Annotated in this window: 8 protein-coding genes; 3 read left to right on the top strand and 5 right to left on the bottom strand. The window is 63.8% G+C overall.

The annotated features are described in order from the left end of the window. Positions 1–27: 27 nt before the first annotated feature. Both accD and IB238_RS17675 read left to right on the top strand, forming a co-directional pair. The gene (gene accD / locus IB238_RS17680; RefSeq protein ID WP_192249901.1) at positions 28–930 is read left to right on the top strand and encodes an acetyl-CoA carboxylase, carboxyltransferase subunit beta; all 903 of its coding nucleotides are present in this window, start codon (positions 28–30) and stop codon (positions 928–930) included. A gap of 23 nt (positions 931–953) precedes the next feature. Beyond that, positions 954–2297 (top strand): folylpolyglutamate synthase/dihydrofolate synthase family protein, encoded by a 1344-nt coding sequence (locus tag IB238_RS17675; protein ID WP_192249898.1) that lies wholly within the window; start codon positions 954–956, stop codon positions 2295–2297. A 214-nt stretch (positions 2298–2511) separates the two neighbouring features. Here IB238_RS17675 and IB238_RS17670 read toward each other — a convergent pair whose 3' ends face one another. Next, the gene (locus IB238_RS17670) at positions 2512–3207 is read right to left on the bottom strand and encodes a TetR/AcrR family transcriptional regulator C-terminal domain-containing protein (protein WP_192251265.1); all 696 of its coding nucleotides are present in this window, start codon (positions 3205–3207) and stop codon (positions 2512–2514) included. A gap of 206 nt (positions 3208–3413) precedes the next feature. On the opposite strand from IB238_RS17670, the gene IB238_RS17665 reads away from it, so the two are divergent. Continuing rightward, positions 3414–3902, top strand: a complete 489-nt coding sequence (locus IB238_RS17665; RefSeq protein WP_192249896.1) for a RidA family protein — start codon at positions 3414–3416, stop codon at positions 3900–3902. Positions 3903–4108: 206 nt separating this feature from the next. On the opposite strand, the gene trxA is transcribed toward IB238_RS17665, so the two are convergent. From trxA to IB238_RS17645, 4 genes are all read right to left on the bottom strand, one after another. Continuing rightward, positions 4109–4432 carry a thioredoxin gene (gene trxA, locus IB238_RS17660; protein ID WP_192249893.1) on the bottom strand — a complete coding sequence of 108 codons (324 nt, stop codon included), beginning with the start codon at positions 4430–4432 and terminating at the stop codon, positions 4109–4111. A gap of 74 nt (positions 4433–4506) precedes the next feature. Then, entirely contained in the window at positions 4507–8061 is a 3555-nt protein-coding gene (gene addA, locus IB238_RS17655) for a double-strand break repair helicase AddA (RefSeq protein WP_192249890.1), read from the bottom strand. After that, positions 8054–11248 carry a double-strand break repair protein AddB gene (gene addB / locus IB238_RS17650; RefSeq protein WP_192249887.1) on the bottom strand — a complete coding sequence of 1065 codons (3195 nt, stop codon included), beginning with the start codon at positions 11246–11248 and terminating at the stop codon, positions 8054–8056. The genes addA and addB overlap by 8 nt, the downstream gene beginning before the upstream one ends. Beyond that, positions 11245–11976, bottom strand: a complete 732-nt coding sequence (locus IB238_RS17645; protein WP_192249884.1) for a nucleotidyltransferase family protein — start codon at positions 11974–11976, stop codon at positions 11245–11247. Before IB238_RS17645 ends, addB begins: the two co-directional genes overlap by 4 nt. Positions 11977–11987: the final 11 nt, after the last annotated feature.

The following is an 11987-nucleotide window of genomic DNA, read 5'->3' as shown; positions in this document are numbered from 1 at the left end:
GGGGCGAAAAATTCAGGAGTAACTTCAGTGAACTGGATCACAAACTACGTTCGGCCGAAAATCAATTCGATGCTGGGCCGCAGGGAAGTTCCGGAGAACCTCTGGATCAAGTGCCCGGAAACGGGCGAGATGGTGTTCCATCGCGATCTCGAAGAGAACAAGTGGGTCATTCCGGCCTCCGGCTATCACATGAAGATGCCGGCCAAGGCCAGGCTGAAGGACCTTTTCGACGACGGTGCCTTCGAGGCTCTGCAACAGCCGAAGGTGGCGCAGGATCCGCTCAAGTTCCGCGATTCCAAGAAATACGTCGACCGCATCAAGGACAGCCGGGCCAAGACCGAGCAGGAGGATACGATCCTTGCTGGCGTCGGCCGCGTTCGAGGACTGAAGCTTGTCGCCGTCGTGCACGAGTTCAACTTCATGGGCGGTTCGCTCGGCATTGCCGCGGGCGAGGCGATCATCAAGGCCTTCGAACGGGCGATTTCGGAGAAGTGCCCGCTCGTGATGTTCCCGGCCTCCGGCGGTGCTCGCATGCAGGAAGGCATCCTATCGCTGATGCAGCTCCCGCGTACGACGGTCGCGGTCGAGATGCTGAAGGAAGCCGGGCTGCCCTATATCGTCGTTATGACCAACCCGACCACCGGTGGTGTCACCGCGTCCTATGCCATGCTCGGCGACATTCACATGGCCGAACCCGGTGCGGAAATCTGCTTTGCCGGTAAGCGCGTGATCGAGCAGACGATCCGCGAGAAGCTGCCGGAAGGCTTCCAGACCTCGGAATACCTGCTGGAGCATGGCATGGTCGACATGGTCGTCAAGCGCCATGACATTCCCGACACCCTAGCCCGCGTACTGAAGATCCTGACGAAAAAGCCGGTTGCTGAGGCCACCAAGACGGCTGGCGTAGTCGCCATCGCCGCAAGCGCCTGATCGAACCGGGCCGAGGCAGCGAGATGGAAACGGCCGATATGACCGAGGCTGGCCGGGAGATAGAGAAGCTCCTGGCCCTGCATCCCAAGGGTTTCGACCTGTCGCTGGACCGCATCACGCGGCTGCTTTCGGCGCTCGGTGATCCGCACAAGCGCCTGCCGCCCGTCATCCACGTCGCTGGTACGAACGGCAAGGGGTCGGTTACGGCCTTCAGTCGTTCCATCCTGGAAGCGGCGGGCCTTTCCGTTCACGTCCACACCTCTCCCCACCTGGTCAACTGGCACGAGCGCTATCGGCTCGGCCGCAAGGGGGGGCGGGGTGCTTTCGTCTCAGACCCGGTGCTCGCCGATGCCGTCCGCCGCGTCGCCGAAGCCAATGGCGGCGAAAAGATCACAGTTTTCGAGATCCTGACGGCTGTCACGTTCCTACTCTTTGCCGAGCACCCGGCCGATGTCGCGATCATCGAGGTGGGGCTCGGTGGCCGGTTCGATGCCACCAATGTCATAGAGAAGCCGGCAGTGTCGGTGATCATGCCGATCGCGCTCGATCACCAGGCATATCTCGGTGATCGTGTAGAACTGATCGCGGCCGAGAAGGCAGGGATCATGAAGAAGGGCGCGCCCGTGGTCATTGGCCACCAGAGGGAAGATGCGGCTCGTGACGTGCTCGTCGCCACAGCCGAACGTCTCTCCTGCCCGCACGCGGTCTACGGTCAGGATTTCCTTGCCTACGAGGAATTCGGCCGGATGGTTTACCAGGACGAATTCGGCCTGTTCGACCTGCCACCGCCGAAGCTCCCGGGGCGACATCAATTCGCAAACGCCGCCGCTGCGATCCGCGCGGTGAAGGCGACGGGGTTGCCGGTGACGGAGCGGGCCATCGAACGCGGCCTCATTTCGGTCGAATGGCCTGGTCGCTTACAGCGACTGACTGTGGGCGTGCTGGCAAAGGCTGCGCCGGAGTCGTCGGAAATCTGGGTGGATGGCGGGCACAATCCCGGAGCCGGAGTGGTGATTGCCGAGACGATGGCGACCTTCGAGGAGCGTGATCCGCGGCCTCTGTTCCTCGTCATCGGCATGATCAACACCAAGGATCCGGTCGGCTACTTCGATGCTTTTCGAGGGATTGCCGAACGCGTCTTCACCGTACCGATCCGCGCATCGGACGCGGGCATCGACCCGGTCGTGTTGGCGAGCGATGCCATGGATGCGGGGCTGGAGGCAGAGCCTGTCTCGTCAGTCGCCGAAGCTTTGCACGCAATCGGTCGCATCGTTGAGGACGACGCGGTTGCACCGCGCATCCTCATCGGCGGTTCGCTTTATCTGGTCGGGGATGTGCTTGCAGACAACGGCACTCCACCGACCTGACCCAACTGCCGTGGCGGGACGGAAAAGGCCCCGCGCGACCCCACCTACCGAAAGTGGAGTCCAATGCCTAGCCCCCTTGTTGCACGGCCGTTTTGGGCGGTTCACCCTGTCGTGAAGCATTCTGCGCGCTTAACTGTTGCAGAATGTCCGTTTTTGCGACTTTGCAAACACAACCACAGCGGCCATCGCTTTGAGGCAAGGCGAGCGTTCCGCCTCATCTTAGAGGGAGGCCATCGAGTAGGAAACCGAGGCCCGTCCTGAACGCGCCATCCCAGTCGTTATCCAACAGCAGACGAGAGCGCTCGATGGTCGGGTAGCATTCGCTGAGATGGGTAAGGCGCTGTTGTGCAGCGGCTCTATCTTCGTCCGAGAGGTCGAAGCTCGCCCGGGTGATGGTGGCACCCATCACATAGTTCCAGAGCGACCATATCGCGACGTTCAACTCAGCGTCGGCGACCCCGGCTCTAGACAAGGTCTTGCTCAGCAGTTCCAGGCTGCGGAGGATGTTCGGGCCGAGCGCCCGGCGCGGCAATAGCGATGCAGACCAAGGATGGCGCAGCATGCTGGCGCGCCAGTCTTCGAGTATCAGAACGACTTCTCCGCGCCAGTCTTGAGGCTCAACCAATTGCGACGGCCCGCGATATTCGAGCACCGCGTCGAGCGCCAGATCAAAGACATCCTCTTTGTTGTTGACGTGCCAATATAGGCTCATCACGCCCGCGCCGAGGTGATCGGCCAGCCGACGCATCGTCAATCCGTCGACACCCTGGGCATCGAGAAGTTCTACCGCGGTCGCCACGATGCGTTCCCGGGAGAGAGGCGGTTCACCACGCCGCTCTTGCGCGCGCTGACGCCGCTCATCTTTCTGTTGCGGCCGTTTGCTCCGGGCATCTCCGCGTTCGTCTGCCATCCGTCTTCCTTGCTGTTCGGAAATGTCGATCTTGGCCGGCAATCTCATGATTGTCGATCCCGTAGGATTGACTCGTACGGTGTACCAGCCCTAAATGTCGTACATCGTACGATTACTATCGCGATATAGGTTTAAAGTTCGATCATGCCGGCGGCGAGGGTACGTTGCTCGAACTCCGCCGAACCGAGAGGCCATTTGAGAACATCATGTTACGCACAATCAAACATCTGCTCATCGGAGGACTATTCATCATGGCCATTGGAATTCCCGCTGTGACGACAGCGAATGAGAATGAGCTCAAGCTAACCATCGTGAATCCGAAGGATCTCCACGACCCGTCGCAGAACGGATATAGCACGGCTGTGATCGCGCCCAGCGGATGCCGGGTGGCCTACATCTCGGGGCAGGGCGGCCAAGACCGCACGGGAGCCTTATCGCCCGACTTCGCTGCCCAGGTTGAACAGGCCTACGCAAATTTGCGCACGGCACTCGATGCGCTGGGTGCGAGGCCAGATCAGGTCGCCAAGCTTACGGTCTTCGTGGTCGATCACGATATGTCCAAGCTTGAGGTGTTGACCAAGAACGTCAAGGAAATGTTTGGCGAGGCGCTGCCCGCGCAGACCCTGATACCCGTTCCCAAGCTTGCGATTGACCCCATGCTCTTCGAGGTGGAGGCCGTGGTCGTGCTTGACTAGACGGGTGGGCAAGGCTCTTGGCATGTTTGCTCGCGAGCGTCGCCTGTGCCTATCCATTGGCTCTGTTGTTTCGCAAAAATCGCCAGCGTAGAGCTTTTCGAACTCCTGTCGCAAGAACCACTCGCAATAGTCGAGGTTCTGCGACAGGAGGTAGTCTACATTTCAGTTAAGGGCTGGGGAGCAGGCTTTTGTGGAGCAGGACGAGCTCAAGCCGCAGCCGACGAAATCCAGGACGACAGCGCCGTCTTCGGGGCCGCGCCAACCTTGATATCGGCAACCTGGCCGCCCTTGAACACGGCGAGCGTCGGAATCGAGCGCACACCGAACTGCGCTGCAAGTTCCGGATTCTCGTCGATGTTGAGCTTGGCGACCTTCACCTTGCCGGCGAGTTCGGCGGAGATTTCCTCCAACGCAGGGGCGATCATCTTGCACGGGCCGCACCATTCTGCCCAGAAATCAACGACCACCGGCTCGGCGGAATTGAGGACTTCGGCCTGGAAGTTGGAATTGTCGACTTTCACTGTAGCCATGAGGGGCTGCTCCTTGGGAGATTGAGGTTGCACTTCATGTGATGCGGGGCCGGAGCCATTTCAATGCCGGTATCTCACTTTGTCGCAAGCTCGGCAAGGCTTGCGGTCATGACTTCGTCGCCAAGCCAATAGACGAGGGGCGCCTCCGTGTAGACCAGGCCGCAGCGGATCGTCCGGCCGGGATAGAGCGGCGCTAGAATCGCACGATAGATCGCAAGCTGGGCAACATGTTCGAAGGGAAGATCGCTCTTTGACATCGGCGGCTGTCGATTTGTCTTGAAATCGACGATCTCGACCGTGTCCTCCATTACGACCATCCGGTCGATGCGCCCGGAAACGGCATAGTCCGTCCGTCCGAGCCTCAGCGTGCCCATAAGGGAGACTTCGGCGCGCGCAGCTGGCGAAAAGATCGCGCCGAGGGAAGTCTCCTGCATGATTGAAATGGCTGCATCGACCAGGTGGTCTCGCTCACGACCCGGCCAGTGGCGCGTGGCACGGTCGAGGTAGCGTTGTGCCGCCACGCGGCGATCCGCGAGCGGGATATCGGGCAATATTTGCAGGAAGCGATGCAGGATCCGGCCGCGCTCGAGCGAGCGACCGGCGCCTGTTCCTGCTTTTGGTGCGAAAAGCGCGGAGCCAACGATTAGATCGGACTGCGAGGTGTCGATGACCGCTGCGGCGCCCGAGGGGCTCAAGGGGCGCGGGAGATGGCGCTGTGGCGGCAGTGGGCGGCCAAGCGCCGGCGGCAGCTGTGCGGTGCTTTCCTGTGCCGCCTGCTCGATCGTCTCGGTTTTGGCGTGCTGAGCGTCCGCTTCGCGCCATGTGTAGCCGGACCATTGGTCCGACGTCGTCGAGAATTCAACTTCGCTGCAGCGCTCGTCACCAGAAAGTGCGAGTCGCACCATTTCATGCCAGGTGCCTTGGCTTTCCTTCTTGCCGCGATAGCCGCACACGATCAGCCGGTCGGCGGCGCGGGTCATGGCGACATAGAGCAGGCGTCGGTATTCTTCTTCCGCCTGGGTGCGTAAGCGCAGCGCATCCGTCTCCGTCAAGGCATTGCCCAAGGTCGTTGCCGGCAGCCACGCCGGCAGGTCGCGACCGATGTCGCCCGCTCCGGCCAGGAAGCGCAGTTTCGGCATGTGCGTGTGGGTAAAGGGTGCACCGCCACCGTCGACGAGGAAGACGACAGGCGCCTCGAGGCCCTTGGCCGCGTGCACCGTCATGATGCGCACTTCGTCGCGACCCTTGTCCTGCTCGCGCTTGACGCTCGGCGCCTCCAGTTCCAGCGTGGAGATGAACGCCTGTAGGCCCGGGAGGCCGTTTTCTTCCTGGTCCAGGGCGAAGGAGAGAAACTCGTCGATGATTTCGCCGGCTTCCTGCCCGAGGCGGGCAAGGAAGGCCGCCCGGCCGCCGAGCGCACCGATCACGCGGGCGTAGAAATCATGGACGGGAAGACTGAGCGCCAGCGCCGAGAAGTTCTCCAGCCGGCTTACGAGGGCCGCGACAACCTCGTCTGCCTCGGACTGCCCTCGAAGGTGCAGCCACAAGCTCGACCGTTCGGGCCGGCGGGCCGCAAGTTCGAACAGTGTATCTTCAGATAGCCCGATCAAAGGGCTTTTCAGCAGTGCCGCCAGCGACAGGTCGTCCTCCGGCAGAAGTGCGAAACGGCCGAGCGCGAGAAGATCCTGCACGGCGATGTGCCCCGTCAGGACGAGCCGGTCGGCGCCGGCGACGGGGATACGGTGCGGCTGCTTCAGGGCACGGGTCAGGGCGTTGACGAAAGCGTCGCGCTTGCGCACGAGAACGATGACGTCTCCGGGCCGCATCGGCCGGGCGATGCCCTTTTCGGTCACCGTCTCCCGGCCGATCCAGTCGGCAAGCGTATCGGCAATGCGTCGGGCAAGGATGTTGACCGGCGCCTTTTCCGGCACCGCATCGAAGGGGGCGGTCCAGTCCGCCTCGTCGATTGTTTCGGCAGGCGCAATCACCTCCCAGATGTCGACGATGCCCGGCTCGCGTCCCCGGTTCGAGGCGTGGACGATGTCGGAGTTGTCGGGCGAAAGCCCCCGCGCATGATCGGGAACGGAGAAGACACGGTCGACGGCTGAGAGCACGTCTCGGGTCGATCGGAAGGAGAGCAGAAGTCGAATCGGCTGGAAGGATGCGTTCGCGTCATTGGCCCGATGCGCTGTCCTCCGCCCTTCCTCGGCGAAGCGTTCCGGGCGCGCCCCCTGGAAGGAATAGATCGACTGCTTCTCGTCGCCCACGGCAAAGACGGTGCGCGCTGTGATGCGTGCCGATGCGCCGGAAAAAAACTCACCGGTCAGCGCGCCGATGATCGCCCATTGCCGGGGGCTCGTGTCCTGCGCCTCGTCGACCAGCACGTGGTCGATGCCCTGGTCGAGTTTGTAGTGGACCCAGGCGCCGACGTCGCTGCGCGTCAGAAGCGCGGCCGCGCGGTCGATCAGGTCATCGAAGTCGAGCAGGCTGCGACCGCGCTTGAGGTCCTCGTAGTCGCCGATCAGCCGCTCGGCGATGACGAGGGCCGCGCAGGTGGCCTTGAACATGTGGAACCGGCGCAGCCGGTCCTGACAGGCAACAATGTGGCTTTGGAAGTCGGCGAAGAAGGCTTCGAAATCTGCCGACGCGTCCTTGATTTTCTTCGACAGGAGCGCGCGGTCGAGGCTGGCGGACGCCCCGCTGCCGGTGAAGAAGATCTCGCAAAGGGTCATCCGCCGCTGTTCTGCGTCCCGCAGTTCGGGAACAGATGCAAGAACGGCGACATTGCCCTTGACCGTGTCGCTGCCGACCGAGAGCGCTGTCTCGACGTACCGGCGGAACAGGTTTGCGTCGAAGTTGCCGGGTGGCCAGAAGACTTCGGTGAGGCTTGCCGCATCTTCCTGCGGCCCGAAGCCGAGCTGTTCGCGCAGGAATGCCTGCGGCCCGCCATGGGCCGCAGCCTCCTCGATGAAGTTGCGAATGGCGCTCCTGTTGGCGATGATGTCGCCGATTAACCGTTCAAGCCCGGTGTCGTCGGCAATGTCGAGGACTGTGTTGAACGCTTCCGCAAGTTCGCGGTCGTCCTCCGTCGCGGTGGCAGTCAGCAGCGATCTGCGGGCATCGGCGAGAAGCACGGTCGCGGCCCGATCGTCGAGCACCGAGAAATGGCCGGCGACATTGGCCTCGAGCGGAAACTGATGCAACAGCGCCTCGCAGAAGGCGTGAATGGTCTGGATCTTCAGGCCGCCTGGCGTTTCCAGCGCGCGGGCAAAAAGGCGGCGTGCTTCTTCAAGCTTCGGTCCGTCCGGATGCACGCCCTCGATCGCTTCCACGCGCGTGGCCAACGCCTCATCCGGCAGCACCGCCCATTCGGCGAGACGATCGAAAACGCGGTTCGACATTTCCGAGGCCGCCGCCTTGGTGTAGGTCAGGCAGAGGATGGCCGAGGGGCGGCAGCCGGCGAGCAGTAGCCGGATCACCCGTTGCGTCAGCACATGCGTCTTGCCGGAGCCGGCATTGGCCGAAACCCATGCCGACCCGGAGGGATCGGAGGCTGCGGCCTGCTTGCGGCTGGTCCAGTTCAGCCAGGCGCCGGGATCGTCGGCGTGCGGCCGATCGTCCTTAAGCATCGTCCTCTCCTTCGCCGCCCTCGGCCGTCGACCATTCCGCAACGCGGGCGAGATGGTCGTACTCGCCGCCAAAATCACGTTCCGCTTCCGGAATGACGCGCGAGGCAAAACCGTAGCGTCCGGAAAGCAATTGCGTCAGGAGTTTTTCAAGCTCGCCGAGCGCATCGTCCGCGAGATCTGCGGCCGATTTTGGCTGGCGGTCCTTAGTCGGCTTCGAATGTTCGTTATTGACATTCTCGTCACTGAAGCGATCACCGGGTTTCAGCCGGACATAGATAAGATCGGCCGGTGCCGTCGCCGGCACACCCCGGAAGCCACCCTGCTTGAGAGCGGCGGCCTCAAGCGCGAGCTGCGGATCGAGCAGCGCGCGGGCGATCTTCAGCGACGGCGAGCTGCCGGTCTTGTAGTCGATCAGGTCCGCACGGCCATCGGCGTGCAGGTCGATCCGGTCGGCGACGCCGGTCAGGCGCAACCCGGGAATGCCGAGTTCGAGCGAGGCGGGCGCTTCCGTCAGACTTTTGACGACCGACACGCGCCGCCTGGTGTCCCAGTCAAGGAAGGCGCGGGCGACCGCCTGAAAGCGGGGGCGCCATACGGCGTCGATGTGGAGGGGCAGAGCGATGCGGTCGAACTCTTCTGCCGTGATGCGGTTCATCAGCACGGTATCCGCACCGTCGCCCGACCGCTCGCGCACGTAGCGATCGACGATCCGGTGGTAGAGCGTCCCGCGCTCGGCAGCACCCGGATCGACATTGAACTGAGCGACGGGATGCAGCCGCAGGATCCGGCGCGCGTAGATCGAGTAGGGGTCACGGCGCAGCCGCCCGACCTCGCTGAAGGAATAGCTGCGCGGCTGAAGCTCGGCCGGCGGGCGTGGCTCGGGCCGTGTCGCCGGCGGTTGCGGCGGCCGCTGGTCCAGCAGGTCCACCCATTGCAGAAGGTCTCTGCCGCGCTTACGCAGATCGCGGCCGAGTGTCTCGCCGCCGACCGCGAGCAGTCGCTGCAGCCAGCGCGAGGCGACAGTCGGGGAGGTACCGCTGCGCATTGCCCGGGTAAGCACCAGGTTCTTTGCCGCACAGGCCATCTGGAAATCATGCGCCAGCTGGCCGATCCGGCGTTCGGGCGGTTCCAGCCCGATGTTCGATTTCATGACGCGCGACAGGAAGGCGTCATTGGTCGTCTGCCCCGGCCAGGTTCCTTCGTTCAGGCCGCCGATGACGATTGTGTCGACGTTCTGCAGGCGCGATTCGAGCGCCCCGAAGATAAACACCCGCGGATGGCGCATGGAGCGTGGCTTGACGGTTTCGCTTGCGCCGAGCGCTTCTAGGGCGTCACACCATTGCGGCCCATCCGCTTCGAGCTGGCCCTCTGCCTCCATCACGCCCTTGAGAAGTGATGCGAGGCCGTCGCCAGCTTCGCCCGACCAGAGGCCTGCGAGATTTCCACGCTCGTCGATCGCAACGGCTTCCAGAGCCCGTCCGGTACGTTCGGCCCAATCCGACATGGGGAGCGCGGTGGTGTAGCGCCGTCCGCTGCGGCTGTGGCGCACCAGCACCCCGGCCAATGGCTCGAGCGCGGCAGCGATCCGGCGTGCCAGGTCGCGGGCCAGCGGCACGGCATCGTCGCTGATCGCTTCGCGCCAGACCGGCGGCTTGCGGTCGGCGGCGTGGCGGGCGAGGGCTTCGTCCAAGAGGGGTTCGAGCGCGGAAATGTCGACCTCCGCCGTTCCACCGCGAAGCGCATAGAGCTCCAATGCAGTTGCCGCCGCGCGCATCGTCTCGGCGGGCAGGCCGAAGCGCGCGAGCGGATGCTTTAGGAGGGCGACAAGGGCGACCGGATCGCCGGGCCGCAGTGTCGCTTCCAGCAGCAGCCGGACGAGTTCGCCCTGCGGCGTCGAAAGCAGCGGCGTGCCGGCGGAATCATCGGCCTCGATACCGAAACGAGCAAGTTCGATCGCGACGCGTCTCGCCAGCTTGCGGTCCGGTGTGATCAAAGCGGCCTGGCTTTCTTCGCCGGCTTCGAGCGCCAAGCGAAGGGCGATGGCGATGGCGGTCGCCTCGGCGCGCTCGTTGGCCGCCTCGACCAGCGCGACATCGGCGAACGCATCCCGCAGCTCGCTTTCCGTTGTCTTTCGGCGCTGCTCTTCCCAGCCCGCGGTGGCGTGAACCGGCAAGAGCGCGCGCGACAGCACGCCGGCGCGTGTTTCGAGGTCGGATTGCGCTTGTCCAAGAGGAACGACCATTGCGCGGTCGAGGCCAAGGCGCTCGAGCAGGCGGCTGAGACCGTATTGCGGGTGGCTGCGGTTCGATGCCTCGCGCGAAGGTTCGCCCGACAGGGGATCGTGCGCGATGAGGCGCCACTCCTCAAAGGACATCGAAAAGTCGAGGCCGGGCAGCACGACGGCGCCGTTCGGCATCGCGGCAACCGCGTCGATCAGGCGTGCGGTGGCGGGAATGGAACCGGTGGAACCGGCGATGATCACGGGACCCGCGGGCGGCAAGGATCGATAGTGCTCGGCTTCCGCATGCAGCGTCGCATTTCGGCGGACCGAGGGAGAGGAGCGGTTAAGCTCTTCGAGCCGTTGCGGCCAGAACACACTGGCGATCTGCAAGAATGCCAGGGTCAGCTGCCACCACTGCGCATGCTCATTGGCATCGATCGTCTCAAGCGCCTGCCAATCGCGCTCTTCCGTCTCCATCGCGTCTATGAGTTCGGCTAGCTCGCGGGCAAGCCAGATCGCGTCGGCCGGGCTTGCCGGGGCAACGAGCGGGCTTTCGGCATGGACGGCGGTGATCGCCGCCGGCAGGCTGTTGCGCCAGGCGAGGACGAGCCGGGCGAGTTCGAGAAGGCGCGCGGGGCCAGACAGCGGCTCGGCCATGTCGAGCGCTGCCGGGGCGGTTTCGTCGAAGAATCCGCTGTCGTCGTCGGTTTCGCCGAGCGGGCGGATGACGGGCAGGATCGCCGAACGGCCGCCAAGCAGGTCGACGAACTCGGATCGCAAGGTTCGCGCCGATCGCCGAGTCGGCACGTAGATCGTCAGGTCGGCGAGCGAAAGCGGGTCTTCCGGATCGTAGCGAAAGCCGGAAATGATCGCGCCGTCGCAGATCTTTTGCGCGAGCGTTCGCAGAAACGGCAGGCCGGGATGGATCGAATAGACATTGCCCGCCTGCTGCGCCCGCCCGCTCATGCCGCGCCAGCCTTCTTGCCGACAGCCGCCTCGGCCTCGGTGATCGCCTCCGGGGTGCCGACGGTGATCCAGTGCCCATCGAGCATCAGACCATGGAGGCGGCCGGCGGCAATGGCGCGATCGAAGTAGATGTTGAGATTGAAGGGTTCCTCCGGCGCATCGGCGAGAAGCGCTGGCATCATCGCGATAGCACCGGCATAAACCACCGGTTCGCCATGATCCGCGCAGTAACGTGACAGCCGACGCTCCGCATCCATCGAAAAGTCGTTCTTGCCATTGTGCCCGGTGGTGTTTTCCAGGCGGACGCAGAGCATTGCCATGTCCATCCGGGCCGGATCGAAGAAGGAGGCGAGCCGGCGCAGGTTGGTCTCCTCGCCCTGGCGCTCACCGACCCAGAAGAGGTCCGCATTCAAGACGAAGACTGGCTCCGGTCCGAGCAGCCGCAGCCCCTTGGCAAGTCCGCCGCCGGAATTCATCAGCGCATCCGTTTCGTCGGAGATCAGGATTTCAGGGCGCTGACGGTGCGAGAGGTGATCGATCATCTGGCCGGCGAAGTGATGCATGTTGACGACGGCGCGGCGCACGCCAGCTGCTGCAAGCGCGTCCAGGCCATAGTCGATCATTGGCTTTCCCGCGATCGGCACGAGCGGCTTCGGCATCGTATCCGTCACGGGGCGCAGGCGGGTACCGAGGCCCGCCGCCAGCACCATGGCATTTTCGATTTTCATCGCCGGCATCC

The organism is Rhizobium sp. ARZ01, assembly GCF_014851675.1.
In the GTDB taxonomy this organism is placed as follows: Bacteria; Pseudomonadota; Alphaproteobacteria; order Rhizobiales; family Rhizobiaceae; genus Mycoplana.
Note: the sequence above shows the minus strand (reverse complement) of the source record. Positions and strands in the feature narration are given on the sequence as shown.